We start from the raw sequence: 21,618 nt of genomic DNA, 5'->3' as shown, positions 1-21,618 counted from the left end.
GCGTATCCGACCGACGCGTCCGGGCGCCTGACTCCGTGACGTGCCACGCCCCCTGGTGCCGGTCGTCACCAGGGGGCCTGTCACGCGTCCCGGGCCGTTACGCGCCCAGGCGGCGGTTGGTGATCTCCGTCGCCGTGTCGGCGACCAGACGGCCCCACTCGGGCAGCCGTGCCTCGTCGTAGCGCGAGTCGGGCAGGGAGACGGCCACGGAGGCGAGCGGTGTGCCGTCCTCGTCGAGGACGGGCGCGGCGATCGCGCAGACGTCCGGGCGGTACTGGTTGCGGTTGAGCGCGTAGCCGTCGGTGCGCACCCGCTTCAGCTCGGCGCGCAGCTCGGCCGGATCGACGAGCGTCGCGTCGCTGTAGCTCTCCAGCCCCCGCTCCACCAGTTCCTCGACGTCGGCGGGCGGCAGGTGGGCCAGGACCGTACGTCCCGTGGCGGTGGCGTGCAGCGGCGAGGTGTCGCCGATCGCGTGGAACGTCCGCACCGCGTGGTGGCAGTCCACCCGGTCCACGACCACCATGCACTGCAGCGCGTCCGGCACCGACAGGTGGATCGTCTCGTTCAGCGCGTCCCGCAGCCGGATCATGGGCTCCCGCGCGGCCGCGAAGAGACTCGATCCCTGAAGCGCCGCCGGCCGCACCGCGAGCACGCGGGCGCCGATCTCCCAGCGCGTGGTGTCCTTGCGGTTCGCCCGCAGCCACCCGGCCTCGTTCAGAGTGACCAGCGTGCGCTGCACGGTCGACTTGGGCAGCCCGAAGAGCTTGGTCAGTTCCCCCACCGTCACTGGCTGGTGCTGCGCGACCGCTTCCAGGATTCGCAAAGACCTGGTCACGCTCTTCATTTCCATCTGATTTCCCCCGTTAACTCGCGGAATCCCTTGCGTACACCCCTTGACTCCCCTCCTCGCCACTGCCATTCTCGTGCCAGATTCTAGCACACCGTTCCACAATGTGGCACAGCAGGTTGGCGAAGAAGCAACCTGAAGCCCCCTCCCCCCGGACAGTGCGAGCCATGGCCCTTGGGCCCATCGCCTAACGCCGTCCCTTCCGGAATTCCAGAGTCCGTATACCGGGCGTACAGCATCCGCGCCCCGGGAGACGAAAGGAACCCCCTCGTGTCTGCCAAGAAGCGCGTCGCCGTCGTCGGCGTCGGAACGATGGGCGCTCAGGCCGCCTGGCGCCTGGCCGCCCGCGGAGCCGAGGTCGTCGGCTTCGACCGTTTCGCCCCGGGCCACGACCGCAGTGCCGCCGGCGGCGAGACCCGGATCTTCCGCAGCGCCCACTTCGAGGACTCCCGCTACGTGCCGCTGCTCCAGCACGCCGACGCCCTGTGGGAGACGCTCCAGCGGGAGACCGGCCGCGAGCTGCGCCGTCTGACCGGATGCCTGCTGATGGGGCCCACCGCGCACCAGCAGATGGCCACCGTCCTGCAGTCGATCGCCGAGCACGGCCTCGACCACGAGGTGCTCGACGCCGACGCGCTCGCCAAGCGCTTCGGGCAGTTCCGGATCGAGGACGGCGACGCCGCCGTGCTCGACCGGCGCGCGGGCTTCATCCGGCCCGAGCTGACCGTCCAGACCGCCGCCCGCCGCGCGGAGGAGCTGGGCGCCCGCATCCACCGCTACACCACCGTCCGCGAGATCGTGCCCACCGGCAACGGGGTGGAGGTCCGCACCGACGCCGGCCACGAGCGGTTCGACGCGGCCGTGGTCAGCCCCGGCCCGTGGGTGAACGACCTGCTGCCCGACCTGCCGTGGGAGGTGGACGTCCGCCGGCTGCTCAGCGCCTGGTACGTGCCCACCACCGACGCCTGGTTCGGCGAGGAGCGCCCGGCGTTCATCCGCACCGCCCCCACCCACTGCTACGGACTGCCCTCCCCGGACGGCGTCTCCGTGAAGCTGGGCCTGTCCCGCGCCCTGCACCGCCCGGCCGGCGACCCGAACCGCCTCGACCGCACGGTGGCGCCCGAAGAGCTGGAGATCTTCACGGAGCTGATGGGCCGCTACATGCCGGACCTGAATCCCGACCCGGTCCGTCTCTCCGTCTACATGGAGGGCTACACCGAGAGCAGCCGCCCGCTCGTAGGCCCCCTGCCCGGCGCGGAGAACCTGGTCCTGCTCGCCGGCTTCTCCGGCCACGGCTTCAAGCTCTCGCCCGCCTTCGGCGACATCGCGGCGGACCTGGCGCTGGACGGCACCTCGTCCCGGCCCATCGACTTCATCTCCACCCAGGACCGCACGGAGGCCTGACGACCATGACCGAGCAACTGACCGTCGGCTCCCTGAGTGCCGAGCCCGGCACCAAGACCCGCGGCACCGTCCCCGCCGACCTCGGCACTCTCACCGTCGACATCCCGCTGACCCTGGTCAACGGTGCCCGGCCCGGCCCCCGCGTCGTCATCACGGCGGGCGTGCACGGCGGCGAGTTCACCGGCATCGACGCCGCCACCCGGCTCGCGGCCCTGCTGGAGCCCGGCCAGGTGCGCGGCCAGATCGTCCTCTGCCCGGTCGCCAACCCCCCGGCCGTGTACCAGGGCCGGCTCGGCGTCTCCCCGGTCGACGGCGTCAACATCAACCGCGTCTTCCCCGGCGATCCCGAGGGCAGCCCAACGGAGCGGCTCGCCGCCTGGATCTTCGCGCAGCTGCTGGACGGCGCGGAAGCGTACATCGACCTGCACTCCGGCGGCATCGACGAGGTCCTGCGCGACTTCGTCGGCTACCGCCTCACCGGGACCCCCGAACTCGACGCCAGGACCGCCGACATGGCCCGCTCGGCCGGCATCGAGGACGTCATCCTCGGGCTGAACGCCGAGGGCGGCAACAGCCACGCGGCCGCCGCCCGCCAGGGCATCCCGGCGATCCTCGTCGAGACGGGCAAGCTCGGCGAACGGGACCAGGCCGTCGCCCGGCGCCTGGTCGACGGCCTGTACGGAGTGCTGGCCCGGCTCGGCGCCCTGGAGACCGAGGGCCGGAACGGCACCGCCGTCCGCGAATGGGTCTGGGTCGCGGGCATCACGTCCGACGCCACCGGCCTCTGGTACCCCGAGTTCTCCCTCGGCGACGACGTGACCGAGGGCCAGGTCATCGGCCACGTCATCGACCCGGCCGACGGCCGGGAGCACAAGATCCACACCCCCGCCTCCGGACGCGTCTTCTACGCGATGCACGGACTGACCGTCGCCCCCGGCGCCGAACTCGCCGCCATCGCCGCGCCCGCTCCCCGGGACCCGGCCCCCTGATCCCACCCCCTGACGTACGCCCGCACCCCACAGGACGAGACCCCAGAGCACGCCACACCCCCACGCTCCCCATCCCGAACAGCACCCCCAGGAGGCCCCCGTGCCGAATCGACTTGCGGCTCAGCCGCGTGGCGCCCGGATCGACCGCAGAGCGTTCCTGCGCGGCGTCGGCGGAGCCGCCGCAGGCATCGCGGCCGCCGGCACCCTCAGCGCCTGCGGCACCGGCACCAGCCGTTCCGTCGGCAGCGGCGGCAAGAGCTCCAAGACGCTCGTCGTCCGCAACAGCGGCGGTTCCTACGGCGACGCCAACCAGCAGGCGATCTACGAGCCGTTCACCAAGGAGACCGGCATCCAGGTCAAGGTGGTGAACATCGAGTACGCCCAGATGCTCGCCCAGATCAAGCAGGGCCGCCCCGAGTTCGACGTCATCGACGACTCGATGGCCGACTTCGTGCTCTTCCAGCAGGAGGGCGGCACCCAGGCCCTGGACTACGACCGGCTGAAGAACTTCAAGAAGGCCGGCGTCGCGAAGAACCTCGTCACCCCCAACGCGGTCGGCAAGAACTACTGGGCCAGCGTGATGGCGTACCGCACGGACGCCTTCGGAGGGAAGAAACCTTCCTCCTGGGTCGACTTCTGGGACACCGAGGCGTTCCCCGGCAACCGCGCCCTCCAGGCCCTCGACGCCGACCTGCCCGAGCTGGAATTCGCCCTCCTCGCCGACGGCGTGCCCCTCGACAAGCTCTACCCCCTCGACGTCGACCGTGCCTTCAAGGTCCTCGGCGAGATCAAGTCCCACGTCCGGAAGTTCTGGGACACCGGCGCCCTGCCCGGCGTGCTGCTGGGCCGCAAGGAGGTCGACGCCTCCAGCGTCTGGCACGGCCGCCTGGACGCCCTGATCAAGGGCGGCGCACCCCTCGCCTACCAGTGGAACGGCGCCCGCCGCCAGAGCAACGGGCTCGGCATCCCCAAGGGAGCCGCCAACCTGGACGCCGCCTACCGGCTCATCGACTTCTCGCTGCGCCCCGAGGTGCAGGCCGCCTACGCCGAGATCTACCCCATGGCCCCCTCGGTGCCCGCCGCCTACAAGAAGCTCAAGCCCGCCACGGCCGCCAACCTGGGCAGCTCGCCCGAGCACCTGAAGAGCGGCTTCGACCTGGACGTCGAGTGGTGGATCAAGAACCAGGACGCCGTGTCCAAGCGCTGGCAGGAGTGGACGCATGCCTGACCTGAACGTGATGCCCGAACCCTCGCTCGCCGCCCCGTCGATGCCGACCGGCACCGGAAAGCCCCTGTCCGTCACGCGACTTCGCAAGACCTACGGTGGCGTCACCGCTGTCGACGAGGTCTCCATGGAGATCGCGGCGGGGGAGTTCGTCACCTTCCTGGGAGCGTCCGGCTCCGGCAAGACCACCACCCTGATGATGATCGCCGGGTTCTGCGAGCCCGACTCCGGCAGCATCGTCGTCGGCGGCCGTGACGTCACCCGCCTTGCCCCGCAGAAACGCGGACTGGGCTTCGTCTTCCAGCAGTACCTGCTCTTCCCGCACATGACGGTGTGGGACAACGTCGCCTTCCCGCTGACCCTGCGCGGCGTGTCCAAGGCGGACCAGCGCCGCCGGGTCGGCGAGACCCTGGAGATGGCCGGCCTGTCGGCCATGGCCCGCCGCCGGCCGCGCGAACTGTCCGGCGGCCAGCAACAGCGCGTCGCGCTGTGCCGGGCCCTGGTCTACCGGCCCCCGGTCATCCTGATGGACGAACCGCTGGGCGCCCTCGACAAGAAACTGCGCGACCAGCTCCAGACCGAGATCAAACGCATCCAGCAGGAACTAGGCCTGACCGTCATCTACGTGACGCACGATCAGGAAGAGGCCCTGGTCCTCTCCGACCGCATCGCGGTCATGCGGGACGGACGGATCGACCAGTTCGACACCCCGCGGGAACTCTTCGAACGCCCGCGCACCCCGTTCGTCGCCGACTTCCTCGGCGCCGCCAACTTCCTCCCGGGCCACCTGGAGGCGCGGACGGGGGAGCGCGTCACCGTCCGGCTCGACTCGGGCGGCCTGATCACGGCCCGGCCGCAGGCCGTCCCGGACGGAGCGCGGGTGCGCGCGGCGGTCCAGCCCGGCCGGCTCGTCCTGTGCCCGCCCGACCAGGGGTTCTGTACCGGGACCGTCGAGACGGTCACCTATGTCGGGACGCTCGTACGCGTCACCGTCCGTCCCATGGGCGGCGCCGACACCGAACTCGTACGGCTCGAACTGCCCGCCGGACGCGCTCCCTCATTCGGCGAGCGCGTCGGCCTCACCGCGGACCCCGCGAACGTCAGCGTCTTCCCCGACACGGAAAGCGGGGGGTGAAGACCGTGGCCGTACTCGCTCCCGCATCCCGCCCCGCGGCCCCGGTGCCCCGTAAGAAACGACCGGCCCGCGTGCTGTCCGACCGCCGCACCCGTTTCGGACTGCTCAACGCCGCGCCCGTCGTCCTCTACCTGCTGATCCTCTTCGTCTATCCGATCTTCAGCACCCTGATGCTGAGCATCGAGGATCAGGCCGGCGGCTTCACCCTCCACTGGTACGCCGACGCCTTCCGCGGCGCCAACCTGGAGATCCTGCTCACCACCCTGCGGATCTCCGCCGAGACCTCACTGATCAGCCTGGTCGTCGGCTTCGTGCTGGCCTCCGCGATCTGCCGGCTCAAGCCCCTGTGGGCGGGCCTCGCGATGCTCGTGGTGGTCGTCCCGCACTTCATCAGTGCCTTGGTGCGCACCTACGGCTGGATCATCCTGCTCGGTGACAACGGCGTGGTGAACAACGCCCTGACCGACACGCACTTCCCCGGCGCCCCCTTCCAGTTGCTCTACAACGAGATCGGCGTCGTCATCGGCACCACCGCCGTGATGCTGCCGTACACCGTGCTGCTGCTGTACGCCGTCATGAAGGGCATCGACCGCCGGCTGCTGGCCGCCGCGGCCAGCATGGGCGCCGGAAAGATCACCATCTTCCGCCGCGTCTACGTGCCCCTGGTGGCACCCGGCCTGGTCAACGCCGGCGTCCTGTGCTTCATCCTCTGCCTCGGCTACTACCTCACGCCCGCCCTGATGGGCGGCGAGAAGCAGACCATGGTCGCCTCGCTCATCGACGAGCAGGTCATGAAGCAGAACCAGTGGAACGGCGCCTCGGCGCTCGGCATCATCCTGCTGCTCTTCACCTTCGCCGGGCTGATCCTGCTGCGGCTGCTGAAGTCGGCGGGCGAGGCCTACCGGAACCGGGGGACGGCGTCATGATCGAACTGCGTGCCACCCTCGCCGGACGCATCGCCCTGGCCGTCCTGTCCACACTGATCCTGCTGTTCCTGGCCATGCCGATCATCGTCATCGTCGTCACCTCCTTCGGGAAGGACGCCTTCGGCTCCTTCCCGCCGGAGGCCTGGACCCTCGGCTGGTACGAGCAGTTGTTCGCCGACGGCAGCAAATGGCCGGCCGCGCTCTCGCTGAGCGTCCTGGTCGCCTCCCTGACGACCGTTTTCTCCCTCGTCCTCGGCATCACGGCGGCCACCGCCCTGGTCCGCAGCGACCTGCCGCTGCGCTCCGCGGTCTACGGCCTGGTCCTCGCCCCGCTGGTGATCCCCCAGGTGGTCATCGCCCTCGGCCTGTTCCTGCTCTTCGAGCCGGCCGCGATGCTCGGCAGCCCGATCGCCATCGCCTTCGGCCACACCGTGCTGGCCTCGCCCATCGCGGTGATGATCCTCATGGCCACGCTGAAGGGCATCGACGAACGCCTGGAGGACGCGGCCGCCAGCATGGGCGCGAGCCGGCTGACCGTCTGGCGCCGCATCACCCTCCCGCTCGCCGCGCCGGGCATGATCGCCGCCGCGATCTTCTCCTTCATCACCAGTTTCGACGAGTTCTTCATCTCGCAGTTCCTGTCCTCCGTGGACACCGTGACGCTGCCCGTCCAGGTGTTCAACGTCCTCCAGTACAACGTCGACCCGTCGGTGACCGCCATCAGCGCGATCCTCATCGCGGTCGCCGTCGTCGCCCTCGCCCTGGTCGCCGCCGTGCGACGGCTGGGCGGCCCGGGCAAGCAGGCGGGCCTGCTGCCCACGGAATCCGCCGTGAGCCTCCCCGCCGGAAGTGAGACCCGATGACCACCAGCACCCAGGCCCCGGCCGGCGACCTCTCCGCCACCGCGGCCAGACACCTGCTCCTCAACATGACCCCCAACGGCTCGCTCGGCCGCTCCGGCGAGAACCTCTTCGTCGTCCGGCGCGGCGAGGGCCCCTACGTCGACGACGCGGACGGCAAGCGCTACATCGACGGCCTCTCCGGCCTGTACTGCTGCCAGCTCGGCTACTCCTACGCCCCCGAGTTCGCCGAGGCCGCCGACCGTCAACTGCGCGAGCTGTGCTTCAGCCCCCTGTGGTCCTCCTCCGCGCACCCCACGGCCATCGAGCTGTCCGAGCGCCTGGCGCGCATCGCCCCCGTCGACATCGAGCACACCTTCTTCTCCGGCGGCGGCGCCGAAGCCGTCGAGACCGCCTGGAAGATCGCCCGCCGCTACCACGCCCTGCGCGGCGAAGCGGGCCGCACCAAGGCCATCGCCCGCCGCGGCGCCTACCACGGCCTGACCCTCGGGGCCCTGTCGCTCACCGACGACCCCGGTCTGCGGGAACCGTACGGGCCGGGCGCGATCGAGACCCGGTTCGTGTCCAACACCAACCGCTCCGGCCTCGCGCCCGTGGCCCCCGAGCGCACGGACGACGAGACGTTCACCTCCCGCCTGCTCGCCGAGCTCGAGGCCGCGATCCTGGCCGAGGGCCCGGACAGCATCGCCATGCTGATCGCCGAGCCCGTGCAGAACCGGGGCGGCTGCATCACCCCGCCCGAGGGCTACTGGCCGGGCCTGCGCGCCCTGGCCGACCGGTACGGGTTCCTGCTCGTCGCCGACGAGGTCATCACGGCCTTCGGACGGCTGGGCGAGTGGTTCGGCGGCGACCTGTACGGGGCCCGCCCCGACATCGTCACCGTCGCCAAGGGCATCACCGCCGGCTACGCCCCGATGGGAGCGACGCTCGTCAGCGACCGTGTCACCGAGGTCATCAACCGGCCCGGCGCGGTCCTCAACCACGGCTACACCTTCGCCGGCCACCCGCTGAGCGCGGCCATCGCCCTGCGCAGCCTGGAGATCATGGAGCGGGACCGGATCCTGGACAACGTCCGCGGCCACCAGGCGCGTCTGGCCCGGCGCATGGAATCCCTGGCCGGGCTGCCGATCGTCGGCGACGTCCGCGGTGCCGGCTTCTTCTACGCCGTCGAACTCACCGGCGACCTCGACGAAGGCCGCTTCAGCGACACCGCCCGCACCGCACTCGTCGCCGACCTGATCCCGCGCCGGCTGCGCGAGGCCGGGCTGCTCGCCCGCGTCTACAACCGCGCCGCCCCACTGGTCCAGATCGCGCCCCCGCTGATCAGCGACCGCGAACTCCTGGACCGTGTCGCCGACATCATCGCGGCCACCCTCGACGAGGCCTCCGCCCGCCTCTGACGCATGTTCTGGATCTGACACACGTTCTGGAAAGGAACCACATGTACTCCATCGGCCCCCTGACCGTCGCCCCCGGCGAGCGCGCCCAGGGTCTGATCCCCGTCGGCACCAGCACCTACGGCGTGGAGCTCGGCATCCCGCTGATCGTCGTCAACGGCACCGAGGACGGCCCGGTCCTGTGCGTGGACGCCGGTGTGCACGGCGACGAGTACGACGGCCAGGAGGCCATCCGCCGCGTCCTCGCCGAGGTCGACCCGGTGGGCCTGCGCGGCACGCTCGTCGGCATCCCCTGCATGAACACCCCCGCCTTCGAGGCGGCGGCCCGCACCAGCGGCCTCGACCACCTCAACCTCAACCGCATCTTCCCCGGCGACGCGGACGGCTCCTACTCACTGCGCCTGGCCGCCACCTTCGTCGAGCAGGTCGTCCCGGCCATCGACGCCCTGGTCGACCTGCACACCGGCGGCACCTTCGGCGAGATCGCCCCGCTCACCATCGTCCAGGGCGGCTACGAGGAACTGGCCACCGGCATCGGCCTGGCCGCCGGGCACCGGCTGATCTGGAAGGGCGGCAAGTGGGGCGGCACGGTCCGCCATCCCACCCTCGCGGCGGGCAAGCCGGCCATCACCATCGAGGCGGGCGGCGGCACCTACCGCGAGGAGAACGTCCAGCTGCACATCGACTCCGTCCTCAACATCATGCGGCAGCTGAACATGACCGACGGCGGGGCCGAGCTGCGGGACGACTACCTCGCCGTCTCCGGCACCTTCGCCCGCTCCGCCGCCGGCGGCTTCTTCCTCGGCCACGCCGCACCCGGCGAGACGTGCAAGGAAGGCGACCTGATCGCCCACATCGTCGACCACTACGGCAACACGCTGGAGGAGGTCCGCGCCCCGCAGGACGGCATCGTGCTCTGGGTGCGCCGGATCCGCACCGTCCGGCCCGGCGACGAGGTCGTCATCTTCGGCGAGGTGCAGGGAGAGATCAGGCCATGAGCGGCGATCCCCAGTTGCTGCTGGTCGACGGCAAGCGGATCCCCGCCGCCGACGGGCGCGCCTTCACCGTCCTCGACCCGGCGGACGGCACGGCCCTCACCCAGGTGGCGCTGGCCGGAGCGGCGGATGTGGACCAGGCCGTGGCGGCGGCCCGCGCGGCCTTCTCCGCACCCGAGTGGGCCCGGATGCGGGCCGCGGACCGGGGCAGGCTGCTGACCCGGATCGCGGACGCGATACGCGGAGAGGGCGAGCGGCTGGCGCGCCTGGAGTGCCAGGACGTCGGCAAGCCCCTCCGCCAGGCCAGGGCGGACGTCGAGTCCGCCGCCCGCTACTTCGAGTTCTACGCGGGCATCGCCGACAAGCTCGGCGGCTCCACGATCCCCCTCGGACCCGGCCTGATCGACTACACCGTCCGCGAGCCCATCGGAGTCTCCGGCCAGATCATCCCGTTCAACTACCCCCTCCAGAACACGGCCCGCGGTTCCGCCCCGGCTCTCGCGGCAGGCTGCACCGTGGTGCTCAAGCCCTCCCCGGAGGCGCCGCTCACCCCGCTGGAGGTGGGGCGCATCGCGCTGGAGTGCGGGCTGCCGCCGGGCGTGCTGAACGTCGTACCCGGCGACGCCGAGACCGGCGCGGCCCTCGCCGGGCACCCCGGCATCGACCAGGTCACCTTCACCGGCTCGGTGCCCACCGGCATCAAGGTCGCCCAGGCCGCCGCCGCCAACGTGGTGCCCTCCGTCACCGAACTGGGCGGCAAGTCGCCGTTCGTCGTCTTCGCCGACGCCGACTTCGACCTGGCGCTGAGCGCGATCCTGGGCTGGTCGTTCAGCAACGCCGGCCAGATGTGCTCGGCCGGCACCCGGCTGCTGCTCCAGCGCGGCGCCGAGGAGTTCCTGGACCGGCTGGTCGAGAAGATCGCCGGCCTGCGCGTCGGACCGGGCCTCACGGACCCGGACATCGGCCCGCTGGTCGCCGCCCGGCAGCGCGACCGCGTCCTGGGCTACCTGGAACTGGCCCGGCGGGAAGGTGCCGTGGCCCGGGTCGGCGGCGGAGCACCTGCCGCCCCCGAACTCGCCGACGGCTACTACATCGAGCCGACCGTCCTCACCGGCCTGACCAACCAGGCCCGGTGCGCCCGCGAGGAGATCTTCGGCCCCGTCGTCACCGTCATCGACTTCGACGACGCCGACGAGGCCCTGCGGATCGCCAACGACAGCCCGTACGGCCTGTCCTCCTATGTCTGGAGCCGCGACCTGGACCAGGCGATGCGCCTGGCCGAGGGCATCCGGGCCGGTCAGGTCTACGTCAACGTCACCAGTGCCGGCAGCGGCATCGAGCTGCCCTTCGGCGGCTACAAGCACAGCGGCTGGGGCCGGGAGAAGGGCCTGGAGGCGCTGGCGAGCTACACCCAGACGAAGAACGTCTGCATCGGATTCGGGGACCGGTCATGAGGTATCGCACGCTCGGTGAACAGGGCCCGGTCGTCTCGGTGGTGGGCGTCGGCGGCAACAACTTCGGCTCCCGCCTCGACGAGGAGGGCACGAACGCCGTCGTCCACGCCGCCCTCGACGCCGGGATCACCCTGTTCGACACCGCCGACATGTACGGCGGGTTCGGTGAGCGGGGCGGCGAACGCGGCGACGGCGAACGCCTGCTCGGCGCCGCCCTCAAGGGCCGCCGCGACGACGTCGTCCTCGCCACCAAGTTCGGCATGGAGATGGGCCCCGACGCCGACCTGTACGGCCGGCGGGGCGCCCGCCCCTACATCCGGTACGCCGTCGAGTCCTCGCTCCGGCGGCTCGGCACCGACCGGATCGACCTGTACCAGTACCACGAGCCCGACGGCCTCACTCCGCTGGAGGAGACCGTCGCCGCCCTGCGCGAACTCGTGGACGAGGGCAAGATCCGGTACCTCGGCTGCTCCAACCTCCAGGCCGAGGAACTCACCGCCGCGTTCGTGTCGACGCAGGCCCGCTACCACCTGCTCGACCGGAGCGCGGAGGCCGATCTGATCCCCGCCTGCCTGCGCCACGGCCTGGGGCTGCTGCCCTACTACCCGCTGGCCAACGGCCTGCTCAGCGGCAAGTACCGGCGCGGCGAGGAGCCCCCGCCCGGCAGCCGGCTGTCCTGGCGGCAGGGCTGGCTCACCGGCGCGGCCCTGGACAAGGTCGAGGCACTCACCGCGTACGGCGCCGAACGCGGCCTGACCCTGCTCCAGGTCGCCGTGGGCGGACTGGCCGCGCTGCCCGCGGTCGGCTCGGTCATCTGCGGCGCCATGACCCCCGCGCAGGTCACCGCCAACGCGGCGGCGGCCGACTGGATCCCCGGTGCCGCCGACCTGGCCGCACTCGACGCGATCGTCACGCCCGGCGAACGCGTCGTCTGACGCCCCTCCCACCTACCGAACCCGCGAAACGAGGCTGAACACCATGCGAGAGATCGTCACCTTCGACGCCTACGGCACCCTGGTCGACTTCCAGCTCGGCCCCACCACCCTGAAGGTCCTTCAGGACCGGCTGGACCTGGACAACCTGGACGTCGACGAGTTCCTCGACGACTTCCGCGTCATGCGCTTCCAGGCCGTCCTGGAGGCCTACCGCCCCTACCACGAGGTCCTGCACTCCAGTCTGCGCAACGCCATGCGGCTGCACGGCCTGGAGTACCGCACCTCCGACGGTGACGCCCTCGTGGAGGCCGTCCCCACCTTCGGCCCGTTCCCGGAGGTCCCGGACGCCCTGCGCGCCCTGAAGACCAGGTACGAGATCGCGATCATCTCCAACACCGACGACGACCTGATCGCGCGGAACGTCGAGAACATCGGCGTCGAGTTCGACCACGTCATCACCGCCCAGCAGGCCGGCGCGTACAAGCCGGACCGGCAGACCTTCGAGCACGCCTTCAAGACCATGGGCGTCGAGCCCTCCCAGGTCATCCACACCGCCCAGGGCTGGGAGTACGACCACATCCCGACCCGCGACCTCGGCCTGAAGCGCCGGGTATGGATCAACCGCTTCGGCCGCCCCGGCAGCGCCGACTACCAGCCCTACGACGAGCTGCCCGACATGACGGGCCTGCCGAAGCTGCTCGGCTGCTGACCCGACCAACGGATGTGAGGACGCACGCCATGAAGCAGATCCCCTACTGGCTCGACACCGCCCCCGCCCTGCCCGACCGCTCCGGAAAGGACCTGCCCGACGAGGCGGACGTGGTGGTGATCGGCGGCGGCCTCACCGGCCTGTCCACCGCCTACCACGCCGCCCGCAAGGGCGCCCGGGTCGTCCTCGTCGAGAGGGACAAGATCGGCTCGGGCGCCTCCGGACGCAACGGCAGCATGTGCACCCAGGGCCTCACCATCGGCGTCGGTGAGGCCCGCAAACGCTACGGCCAGGAGCGCGCCCGCGAGCTGTACGACGCCTTCCGCGAGGCGGTCGACGTGGTCGAGGAGATCACGAAGGCCGAGCGGATCGACTGCGACTTCCACCGCGCCGGCCGCCTCGGAGTCGCCTTCAAACCGCAGCACTTCGACTCCATGCGGGCCACCCAGCGCGACCTGGCCGACAACTTCGGCCACGAGACCCGGCTCCTGACCCCCGCCGAGCTGAAGTCGGAGCTCAACTCGGACTACTACCACGGCGCCCTGCTCGACCCGCTGAGCGCCGCCCTGCACGTCGGCAAGTACGTCCACGGACTCGCCGAGGCCGCCGAACGGGCCGGCGCGGAGATCCACGAACGCAACGCCGCCACCGGCCTCACCCGCCTCCCAGGCGGCGGCTTCGTGGTCGAGACGCTGCACGGCACCATCCGGGCCAAGCAGGTGATGGCCGCGACCGACGCCTACACCGACAAGGCGATGCCGTGGTTCCGCAAACGGCTCATCAACGTCGGCAGCTTCATCATCGTCACCGAGCCGCTCGGCGAGGAGCGCGCCAAGTCGCTCATCCCGAACGGCCGTCTGGTGGTCGACTCCAAGAACATCGGCCACTACATCCGCCTCACACCGGACCACCGACTCGCCTTCGGCGGCCGGGCCCGCTTCGCCCCCTCCAACCCGGCCTCCGACGTCAAGAGCGGAGACATCCTGAAGCGGGAGATGACCGAGATCTTCCCGCAGCTAGCGGGGGTGCGGATCGACTATGTCTGGGGCGGCATGGTCGGCTTCTCCTGGGACCGCCTCCCGCACGCGGGCGAGACCGACGGCCTGTACTACTCGATGGGGTACTGCGGCCACGGGGTCCAGATGGCGACCTACATGGGCCGCGCGGTCGCCGAGATGATGGACGGCCGCCCGGAGGCCAACCCGCTGCGCGGCCTCGGCTTCCCGAAGGTCCCGGTGCCCTTCTACAACGGCACCGCCTGGTTCCTGCCGTTCGGCGGCGCCTACTACAAGGCCAAGGACAAGCTGCGCTGACGCGCGTTCGCGGCTGCCGTTTCGATGCACATGAAGGCATGAAGGGGTCTTCATGTATTCCTGTATGGTGAGGGGCCCAAGCGTCCCCGCCAGAAGGACCCCTGTTGACTTCCACCCTCACGCCGCGACCGGTCCAGGAGGCGGAACCCGCACATACCGGGACCGTGCCACGGCGCCGCACCCGTGTCCTCGCGCTCCCCGAGGCGCGCTGGGCCGCGGCGGCCACCGCCTTCTTCCTGCTCGCGCTGCCGCTCCAGCTGACCGGCGCCCCCGCCTGGGCCTGGGGCCCGCTGTACGCGGCGGCGTACGTCACGGGCGGCTGGGAGCCGGGCTGGGAGGGGCTGAAGGCGCTCAAGGACCGCACCCTCGACGTCGACCTGCTGATGGTGGTCGCCGCACTGGGCGCGGCCGCGATCGGGCAGGTCATGGACGGCGCCCTGCTCATCGTCATCTTCGCCACCTCCGGCGCCCTGGAGGCGCTGGCCACCGCCCGCACCGCCGACTCCGTCCGCGGCCTGCTCGACCTGGCCCCCGCCACGGCCACCCGGCTCCCTTCCGATTGCGGCGAAGAGGTCGTCCCCGTCGAGGAGCTGACGGTCGGCGACACCGTTCTCGTCCGCCCCGGAGAGCGCGTCGGCGCCGACGGCCGGGTGCTGGACGGGGCGAGCGAGGTGGACCAGGCGACCATCACCGGCGAGCCGCTCCCCGTGCCGAAGGAACCGGGCGACGAGGTCTTCGCGGGCACCCTCAACGGCACCGGCGCCCTGCGGGTCCGGGTCGGGCGCGACGCGTCCGACTCGGTGATCGCCAGGATCGTCCGGATGGTGCAGGAGGCGTCCGAGACCAAGGCGCCCACGCAGCTGTTCATCGAGAAGGTCGAGCAGCGCTATTCGCTGGGCATGGTGGCCGCGACCCTGGCCGTCTTCCTGGTGCCGCTCGCCTTCGGCGAGCCGCTCACCGACGCGCTGCTGCGCGCCATGACGTTCATGATCGTGGCCTCGCCGTGCGCGGTCGTGCTGGCCACCATGCCGCCCCTGCTGTCGGCCATCGCCAACGCCGGCCGGCACGGTGTGCTGGTGAAGTCGGCCGTGGTGATGGAGCGGATCGGCCAGGTGGACGCGGTCGCGCTGGACAAGACCGGCACCCTGACCGAAGGCAGCCCGCGCGTCACCGACGTCCTGCCGCTGCCGGGATCCGGCTTGGACGAGGACGGGTTGCTGACCCTCGCGGCGGCCGCCGAGCGGCCCAGCGAGCATCCGCTGGCCCGGGCGGTCGTCGACGCGGCCCGAGAGCGCGGCCTCGACCTGCCCGAAGCGGAGGACTTCAGCTCCGCGCCGGGCGTGGGAGTGACCGCCGTCGTCGACGGCCGTACGGTCGCGGTCGGTGCTCCGTCCCGGCTGACGGACGACTCCTCCGAAGGTATCGCCGAACTGGAGGAGTCCGGCCGTACCGCCGTCCTGCTGGTCGTGGACGGCACCCCCGCCGGACTGCTCGGCATCGCCGACCGGCCGCGTCCGGACGCCGCCGCCACGGTCGCCGCCCTCACCACGCTCACCGGCACCGCCCCGGCACTCCTCACCGGCGACAACCCCCGGGCCGCCGCGCGCCTCGCCGCCGAGACCGGCATCGACGACGTGCGAGCCGGGCTGCTGCCACAGGACAAGCTGGCCGCCGTCCAGGAGATGGAGAACGCGGGCCGCAAGGTGCTGGTCGTCGGGGACGGCGTCAACGACGCACCCGCCCTGGCCGCCGCCCACACCGGGGTCGCCATGGGCAGGGCGGGCTCCGACCTCGCGCTGGAGACCGCCGACGCCGTGATCGTGCGCGACGAACTCGCCGCCGTCCCCGCCACCGTCGCCCTCTCCCGCCGCGCCCGCAGGCTGGTCGTCCAGAACCTCGTGATCGCCGGGGTGTTCATCGCCGGCCTCGTCGTCTGGGACCTGGCAGGCGACCTGCCGCTGCCTCTGGGTGTCGCGGGCCACGAGGGCTCCACGGTTCTCGTCGGACTGAACGGCCTGCGGCTGCTGAGGGAGTCGGCCTGGCGGAAGGCCGCCGCCGAGGGGAGTGCCTGAGCCCGTCAGCGCACCGGGGGCGGGCCGCTGCTCGCGCGCACGACGAGGTCCACGGGGACGAGGCTGTCCACGCGGGGCCGCTCGCCCGGGCCGTCGATGCGGTCCAGGAGCAGACGCAGGGACCGGGTGCCGATCTCGGCGAAGTCGGTGCGGACGGTGGTCAGCGGGGGCAGCAGATGCGCGGCCTCGGGGATGTCGTCGTAGCCGACGACACTGACCTCCCCGGGGACGGACCGCCCGGACTCGTGCAGGGCGTGCAGCAGGCCCAGTGCCATCTGGTCGTTGGAGGCGAACACCGCCGTCACCTCCGGGCGCCGGGCCAGTCGGCGGCCCAGTTCGTAGCCGGAGTCGGCGCCCCAGTCCCCGACGAGGGGGTCCGGGACATCGGCACCGGCCGCCTGGAGCGTCTCCTGCCAGCTCGCCAGCCGGTGGTCGGCGGAGGTCCAGCCGGTCGGGCCCGCGATATGCCAGACGGTGGCGTGCCCGAGGCCCAGGAGATGCTCGGTGGCCTTGCGTGCGCCGGTGCGGGAGTCGCCGGTGACCAGGGGGGTGTCGTCGTCGAGGGGACTCTCCAGCACCACCAGCGGAGTGCCGAGGTCGGTCTCCGCCAGTGCCCGGCCCACCCACTGCTGCGGGGCGATCGCGATGACGCCGTCCGCGCCCTCGGCCGACAGCCGGTTCACGGCCTCGACGACTCTCCCGTGGTCGGCCGTGTCCAGGGCGATGGAGCTGACGAGGTAACCGGCCTCCTGGGCCGCGGTGTTGATCGCGGTCAGGATGGAGGCCGGCCCGTACCGCGCGGCGTCGAAGGAGATCACCCCGAGCATCCGGGTCCTGCCGCTGGCCAGGGACCGCGCGCTGCGGCTGGGCCGGTAGCCGAGTGTGCGCATGGCCTCCAGCACCGCCTCGCGCGTCTCGGGGCGGACGGCCGGGTGGTCGTTGAGCACGCGGGACACGGTCTGCTTGGAGACGCCGGCCAGCCGGGCCACATCGGCCATCACCGGCCGCGTCCCCGCGAAATTGCGCCTGCTGCGGCCCTTGGGAACCGGGCCGTCGGTGGCGCTCGGTGTCATGGGGGTGATTCCTCGACGTCGGGTGAGGCGGCCCTGAACCCGCCCGGCAGGAGCCCAGCATAGGCGGCGCGGTGCCCGCAGCGGCATCAGCCGGTCCGGACCGCCCACGCGCGCGTGACCACCCACTCGGCATGTCCCACCCCGGCCGCCCGCCAGGCATCACCCACCTGCCCCGGCACATGCACCGGCGCGTCGGCGGCCAGCGGCAGCACCTTCAGCCGTAGCCCCCGGGCACGCAGCTCCTCGGCGGGCAACCGGTCCAGGCCGATGTCCCAGACCAGCCCCGAGCAGAACTGGTCGGCGACCAGGACGTCCCCCACGTACGCCCGTGCCAGATCACCGGTCCAGTGCAGCCGCAGCAGCACACCGGCGGGCGCCCGCAGCAGTTCCTCCGGTACGTCGACCCGGTACTCGGCGGCCACGGTGTCCACGTGCTTGTCGGCGGGCGTGCTCGCCCGGCCCTGCACACCGGTCACGGGCTCCGGGGCCGGACCGGCGGGCCTGACCAGGGCGACGTGCGCGGCGGTGGGACCGAGGGCCCCGGCCTCGAGCGTGTAGCGCCTGCACACCCCGTCCGCTTGCTCCCGCAGCCGATTCCCCTGCACCACCAGGGCGGAATCGGGCGCGGGCAGCACCGCGAACGACGGCTCGGCGGCCGGGCTGTGCAGCCGTACCTCGTCACCGTCGAAGACGATCCCGTTACCGCAGAGCACCAGCCGCTCGGCGCCCCACGCGACACCCCGGTAAGCGGTACGGGCCGTCGCCGCGTCCAGGACCAGCAGACCGACGCGGGAGCCGTCGGCCGCGTCCACCTCGACCAGGGCGTCGGTGCCCGGCCGCAGACCGGTGACCAGGATCCGGCTGTCGACGGGCGTGACCTCTCCGTCCCCGGCCGGCACGGTGACGGACGCCACCGTGTCCGCGTCCAGGGCGAGTTCGGGCGCGATACCGTCGGTCGCGGCCAGCACCAGGACCGTACGGCTGTCCGCCTCGACCGTGCACACCGGCTGTGCTGAGGCCCACTCCAGCCGCAGCCCGGCCACGTCCAGCCGCAGCGGCCAGCAGAAGAAGGCGCCGGAGGGCACGGTGACGGGGCCGCTCGGCAGTGTCAGCGATGGCGCGTCCGGGAAGTCGATCCTGAACGTCGTCTCCGGGTGGTCCGGCAGCGGCTCGTGCGGCTGATGGTTGGTCACGAACAGGAAGCCCGAGGTGCCGTCGGAGCGGACGGCCCAGCGCAGGGTGTCACGGTCGTGCTGCCCGGCCGGCAGCCGCTCGGGCAGCACCGACTCCATGGGCGCGATCCGGTGCCCGAGTTCGGCCAGCAGCAGGTGCTGGAGCCGCAGTTCGTGGTACGAGGGCCGCACCTGGCCGTACTCGCCGAGCGGGGCCTGGAAGTCGTAGCTCAGGACCGGCAGGTCGTTGGGGTAGCCGGTGGCGTGCGACTCCTGAAGGGTGGTCAGCTCTCCCGGCGGGTTCGTGCCGCCGTGGAACATGTAGTACCCCTGCCACACCGAACCGCAGCCGATCTTGGTCAGCCCGAGCGCGCCCACGTCGGCGGCCTCGACACGGGGTCGCCGGTGGTAGGCCATCGCCATGCCACCGCCCAACTCACAGGTGGCCCAGGGGAATCGGTCCGCCGGAGCAGGAGCGGTACCACGTACCACCGTGGGCCGCAGATCCGCTCCGATGCCCTCGTCGTCGCGCTCGTGGGTGAAGAAGAAGTGCTTGCGGCAGGTGTCGGGCCAGCCGCCGTCCGCCTCCGTCCAGAAAGCCTCGGGATACCCGCCGTACAGCGGAAGCAGCTCCTCGCCCGGGAGTCGCACCCCGCCCCAGGCGGTCGATGTCCACAGCGGCGCGCTCAGCCCCGCCTCCTGGGCGAGGCGCTTGAGCGTGCGCAGGTGGCCGGGCTGGTCGTAGAGCTCGTTCTCGATCTGGATCGCCAGGATCGGGCCGCCGTGCGCCCGGTCCAGGCCGCGCAGTTGCTCAGCGACGGCCGCGAACCAGGTGCGTACGGGCGCCAGATAGGCCGGGTCGTCGGTACGCGGCGTGCAGGGGCGGGCGAGCAGCCAGTCGGGCAGGCCGCCGTTGCGCACCTCGGCGTGTGACCAGGGGCCGATGCGCGGGACGAAGTCCAGGCCGTGGCGGGCGCACAGCCCGGCGAAGCGCCGGAGGTCGCGGTCGCCGTCGAAGCGGACCCGGCCCTCGATCTCCTCGTGGTGGATCCAGATGACGTAGGAGGCGACGGCGGTCACCCCGCCGGCCTTCATCTTCAGCAGCTCCTCCTCCCACTCGCCGTGCGGGTAGCGGGAGTAGTGGAACTCGCCGGAGACCGGGAACCAGGGGCGGCCGCCACGGGCGAGCCAGCGGCTTGTGACCTCGATCGGTCCGGGCACGCCCGGCGCGTCCGCGAAGGGCAGATGGCCGGTGAGCGGGGGAGCGGAGGGCACGGGAACACGCAGTCGGTGCCGGGTCACCAGGTGTTCTCCGGGCCGAGGTCGGGCGTGTCGGTGAGCTGGGCGCGGGTGGCGGTGGTGCCGTGCAGCTCCAGCAGGACCAGCTCGTTGGCGCCCGGCCGCAGCACGGGGGCGGGGACGTACAGGGTGTGCTGCGGACCGCGGTTCCAGTAGCGGCCGAGGTGGAAGCCGTTGACCCACGCCTGGCCCTTCGTCCAGCCGGGCAGGGCCAGGAAGGCGTCGGCGGGCGTGTCGACCTCGAAGGTGCCGCGGTGGAAGGCCGGCACGGTGACCGCGGCGTCCCCGCCCGGCGCGAACGGCACCGCGCTCAGGTCGTCCAGCGCCAAGGGGTGGCAGTCCCAGCCCCGCAGACCGGTGCCGCTGAAGGAGACGGGCCCGAGCAGCCCCTTGGGCGCGCCGATGCGGGGCCCGTAGTTGACGCCGCCCATGTTCTCGACGAGGACCTCCAGCGTCGCGCCGCAGCGGGGGACACGCACGGGCAGTGTCTCGTCGTGTCGTTCACGCTCCAGTACACCGACCGGGGCGCCGTCGACGAAGACTTGGGCACGGTCGCCGACACCGCCGGAGAAGTGCAGCAGGCCGTCAGCGGCAGCGGGAAGGGTGGTGCGGTAGAGCGCGTAGCCGGTGCGTTGCCCGAGCTCGTCCATGGTCACCAAGTCGTCGGCGCGCACGGACGCGGTGAGCGTACCGACGAGCGGAAGCAGAGGTGCCACGCCGTCCAACTCCACATCAGTGGGCGGGAGTTTGGGCCCGGGGACCGGGGCAGGTTCGTCGGGAACGCCGGCATGACGGGCGATGACCTCGCGGAAGGCGTGGTACTTCGGACCCGGATCGCCGCACTCGGTCAGCGCGGCGTCGTAGTCGTAGGACGTGATGGTCGGGGTGTAGGCGTGTTTGTGGTTGGCCCCGTTGGCGAAGCCGAAGTTGGTGCCGCCGTGGAACATGTAGATGTTCACGGACGCCCCGGCGGAGAGCAGCCGGTCCAGGTCCGCGGCGGCGTCGGCCGCGTCCCGCACATGGTGCGGACCGCCCCAGTGGTCGAACCAGCCGATCCAGAACTCCGCGCAGAACAGGGGCCCTTCGTTCCGGTGCTCGCGCAGCCTCCCGAGACACCGCTCGACGCGGCTGCCGAAGGTGCTGGCCACCAGGACGCCGGGCAGGCTTCCGGCGGCCAGATGTTCCGGGTCGGCCTGGTCGCAGGTGAACAGCAGCTCCTCGACGCCCCGGGAGCGGAACGCGTCGGCCAGGTGCTTCAGATACGCGCTGTCGTCACCGTAGGCGCCGTACTCGTTCTCCACCTGCACCGCTATGACGGGACCACCCGCCGCGGCCATGTAGGGGCGGAGCGCGGGCAGCAGCAGGTCGAGGTAGCGGTCGACGGCTCCGGTGAAGCGCGGATCGCTGCTCCGCAGCCGGATGTCGGTGTCCGAGGTGAGCCAGTCGGGCAGGCCGCCTCCGTCCCACTCGGCGCAGATGAAGGGACCGGGACGCAGCAGCACACGCAGCCCCTCGTCCCGGGCGAGCCGCAGGAACCGGGGCAGGTCGAGGAGACCGTCGAGCACGAGGGGCCCGTCTGGATCCGGCTGGTGGTGGTTCCACGGAAGGTACGTCTCCACCGTGTTGAGGCCCATCAGCCGGGCCTTGCGCAACCGGTCCGCCCACAGGTCGGGGTGGACACGGAAGTAGTGCAGCGCGCCGGAGAGGATCCGGAACGGCTCGCCGTGCAGCAGGAATCCGTCGGACGTCGTCGTCAGAGCGGGCATGCGGAGCCTTCCCTTCGAGATGTTCGAGGTGTTCGAGGTCGGGGTGG

General features: G+C 71.8%; 17 protein-coding genes. 13 read left to right on the top strand and 4 right to left on the bottom strand.

Annotation, left to right across the window (positions count from 1 at the left end; genetic code table 11):
• Positions 1-97: 97 nt before the first annotated feature.
• The gene (locus tag ACFZBT_RS08930; RefSeq protein WP_189725453.1) at positions 98-844 is read right to left on the bottom strand and encodes an IclR family transcriptional regulator; all 747 of its coding nucleotides are present in this window, start codon (positions 842-844) and stop codon (positions 98-100) included.
• Between the two features lie 273 nt (positions 845-1,117).
• Between ACFZBT_RS08930 and solA the strand changes: the two genes are divergently transcribed.
• The 13 genes from solA (at position 1,118) to ACFZBT_RS08865 (ending at position 16,261) form a co-directional block, all read left to right on the top strand.
• Positions 1,118-2,251 carry an N-methyl-L-tryptophan oxidase gene (gene solA, locus ACFZBT_RS08925; RefSeq protein ID WP_391100232.1) on the top strand — a complete coding sequence of 378 codons (1,134 nt, stop codon included), beginning with the start codon at positions 1,118-1,120 and terminating at the stop codon, positions 2,249-2,251.
• Positions 2,252-2,256: 5 nt separating this feature from the next.
• Positions 2,257-3,240 carry a succinylglutamate desuccinylase/aspartoacylase family protein gene (locus tag ACFZBT_RS08920; RefSeq protein WP_391100229.1) on the top strand — a complete coding sequence of 328 codons (984 nt, stop codon included), beginning with the start codon at positions 2,257-2,259 and terminating at the stop codon, positions 3,238-3,240.
• Between the two features lie 100 nt (positions 3,241-3,340).
• Entirely contained in the window at positions 3,341-4,468 is a 1,128-nt protein-coding gene (locus ACFZBT_RS08915; protein WP_391100227.1) for an extracellular solute-binding protein, read from the top strand.
• The gene (locus ACFZBT_RS08910) at positions 4,461-5,600 is read left to right on the top strand and encodes an ATP-binding cassette domain-containing protein (protein WP_391100225.1); all 1,140 of its coding nucleotides are present in this window, start codon (positions 4,461-4,463) and stop codon (positions 5,598-5,600) included. The genes ACFZBT_RS08915 and ACFZBT_RS08910 overlap by 8 nt, the downstream gene beginning before the upstream one ends.
• Before the next feature lie 5 nt (positions 5,601-5,605).
• Complete coding sequence (locus ACFZBT_RS08905) at positions 5,606-6,526, top strand: ABC transporter permease subunit (protein ID WP_391100223.1); 921 nt, start codon at positions 5,606-5,608, stop codon at positions 6,524-6,526.
• Positions 6,523-7,389 carry an ABC transporter permease subunit gene (locus ACFZBT_RS08900; protein ID WP_391100220.1) on the top strand — a complete coding sequence of 289 codons (867 nt, stop codon included), beginning with the start codon at positions 6,523-6,525 and terminating at the stop codon, positions 7,387-7,389. The genes ACFZBT_RS08905 and ACFZBT_RS08900 overlap by 4 nt, the downstream gene beginning before the upstream one ends.
• On the top strand, positions 7,386-8,786 hold the full coding sequence (locus ACFZBT_RS08895; RefSeq protein ID WP_391100217.1) for an aminotransferase class III-fold pyridoxal phosphate-dependent enzyme: 1,401 nt from the start codon (positions 7,386-7,388) through the stop codon (positions 8,784-8,786). The genes ACFZBT_RS08900 and ACFZBT_RS08895 overlap by 4 nt, the downstream gene beginning before the upstream one ends.
• Before the next feature lie 41 nt (positions 8,787-8,827).
• On the top strand, positions 8,828-9,781 hold the full coding sequence (locus ACFZBT_RS08890; protein ID WP_391100215.1) for a succinylglutamate desuccinylase/aspartoacylase family protein: 954 nt from the start codon (positions 8,828-8,830) through the stop codon (positions 9,779-9,781).
• Complete coding sequence (locus ACFZBT_RS08885; RefSeq protein WP_391100213.1) at positions 9,778-11,232, top strand: aldehyde dehydrogenase family protein; 1,455 nt, start codon at positions 9,778-9,780, stop codon at positions 11,230-11,232. Before ACFZBT_RS08890 ends, ACFZBT_RS08885 begins: the two co-directional genes overlap by 4 nt.
• Positions 11,229-12,167 carry an aldo/keto reductase gene (locus ACFZBT_RS08880; RefSeq protein ID WP_391100211.1) on the top strand — a complete coding sequence of 313 codons (939 nt, stop codon included), beginning with the start codon at positions 11,229-11,231 and terminating at the stop codon, positions 12,165-12,167. Before ACFZBT_RS08885 ends, ACFZBT_RS08880 begins: the two co-directional genes overlap by 4 nt.
• Positions 12,168-12,210: 43 nt before the next feature.
• Positions 12,211-12,876: a haloacid dehalogenase type II gene (locus ACFZBT_RS08875; RefSeq protein WP_391100209.1), complete on the top strand. Its 666-nt coding sequence runs from the start codon at positions 12,211-12,213 to the stop codon at positions 12,874-12,876.
• A 29-nt stretch (positions 12,877-12,905) separates the two neighbouring features.
• Positions 12,906-14,189: an FAD-dependent oxidoreductase gene (locus tag ACFZBT_RS08870; protein WP_391100207.1), complete on the top strand. Its 1,284-nt coding sequence runs from the start codon at positions 12,906-12,908 to the stop codon at positions 14,187-14,189.
• 104 nt (positions 14,190-14,293) lie between these two features.
• The gene (locus tag ACFZBT_RS08865; RefSeq protein WP_391100205.1) at positions 14,294-16,261 is read left to right on the top strand and encodes a heavy metal translocating P-type ATPase; all 1,968 of its coding nucleotides are present in this window, start codon (positions 14,294-14,296) and stop codon (positions 16,259-16,261) included.
• Positions 16,262-16,266: 5 nt separating this feature from the next.
• Here ACFZBT_RS08865 and ACFZBT_RS08860 read toward each other — a convergent pair whose 3' ends face one another.
• The 3 genes from ACFZBT_RS08860 to ACFZBT_RS08850 all read right to left on the bottom strand — a co-directional run bounded on the left by ACFZBT_RS08860 (position 16,267) and on the right by ACFZBT_RS08850 (position 21,571).
• Positions 16,267-17,334, bottom strand: coding sequence for a substrate-binding domain-containing protein (locus ACFZBT_RS08860; RefSeq protein WP_391100203.1), 1,068 nt, complete (start codon positions 17,332-17,334; stop codon positions 16,267-16,269).
• 86 nt (positions 17,335-17,420) lie between these two features.
• Positions 17,421-19,808, bottom strand: coding sequence for a beta-galactosidase (locus ACFZBT_RS08855; protein ID WP_391100201.1), 2,388 nt, complete (start codon positions 19,806-19,808; stop codon positions 17,421-17,423).
• A complete protein-coding gene (locus tag ACFZBT_RS08850; RefSeq protein WP_391100199.1) occupies positions 19,805-21,571 on the bottom strand; it encodes a beta-galactosidase in 1,767 nt (588 codons plus the stop codon). Before ACFZBT_RS08850 ends, ACFZBT_RS08855 begins: the two co-directional genes overlap by 4 nt.
• Between the last annotated feature and the right edge of the window lie 47 nt (positions 21,572-21,618).

Origin of the sequence: Streptomyces sp. NPDC008137, assembly GCF_042957035.1 — a bacterium.
GTDB lineage: Bacteria > Actinomycetota > Actinomycetes > Streptomycetales > Streptomycetaceae > Streptomyces.
The sequence above is the reverse complement of the archived record's forward strand: the minus strand, read 5'-3'. Positions and strand labels throughout refer to the sequence as shown.

Excerpts from the sequence above, each read along its gene's own strand:
- ACFZBT_RS08930 (WP_189725453.1), bottom strand. The coding sequence starts at position 844 with ATGAAGAGCGTGACCAGGTCTTTGCGAATCCTGGAAGCGGTCGCGCAG.
- ACFZBT_RS08920 (WP_391100229.1), top strand. The coding sequence starts at position 2,257 with ATGACCGAGCAACTGACCGTCGGCTCCCTGAGTGCCGAGCCCGGCACC.
- ACFZBT_RS08910 (WP_391100225.1), top strand. The coding sequence starts at position 4,461 with ATGCCTGACCTGAACGTGATGCCCGAACCCTCGCTCGCCGCCCCGTCG.
- ACFZBT_RS08900 (WP_391100220.1), top strand. The coding sequence starts at position 6,523 with ATGATCGAACTGCGTGCCACCCTCGCCGGACGCATCGCCCTGGCCGTC.
- ACFZBT_RS08895 (WP_391100217.1), top strand. The coding sequence starts at position 7,386 with ATGACCACCAGCACCCAGGCCCCGGCCGGCGACCTCTCCGCCACCGCG.
- ACFZBT_RS08890 (WP_391100215.1), top strand. The coding sequence starts at position 8,828 with ATGTACTCCATCGGCCCCCTGACCGTCGCCCCCGGCGAGCGCGCCCAG.
- ACFZBT_RS08885 (WP_391100213.1), top strand. The coding sequence starts at position 9,778 with ATGAGCGGCGATCCCCAGTTGCTGCTGGTCGACGGCAAGCGGATCCCC.
- ACFZBT_RS08880 (WP_391100211.1), top strand. The coding sequence starts at position 11,229 with ATGAGGTATCGCACGCTCGGTGAACAGGGCCCGGTCGTCTCGGTGGTG.
- ACFZBT_RS08875 (WP_391100209.1), top strand. The coding sequence starts at position 12,211 with ATGCGAGAGATCGTCACCTTCGACGCCTACGGCACCCTGGTCGACTTC.
- ACFZBT_RS08870 (WP_391100207.1), top strand. The coding sequence starts at position 12,906 with ATGAAGCAGATCCCCTACTGGCTCGACACCGCCCCCGCCCTGCCCGAC.
- ACFZBT_RS08860 (WP_391100203.1), bottom strand. The coding sequence starts at position 17,334 with ATGACACCGAGCGCCACCGACGGCCCGGTTCCCAAGGGCCGCAGCAGG.
- ACFZBT_RS08850 (WP_391100199.1), bottom strand. The coding sequence starts at position 21,571 with ATGCCCGCTCTGACGACGACGTCCGACGGATTCCTGCTGCACGGCGAG.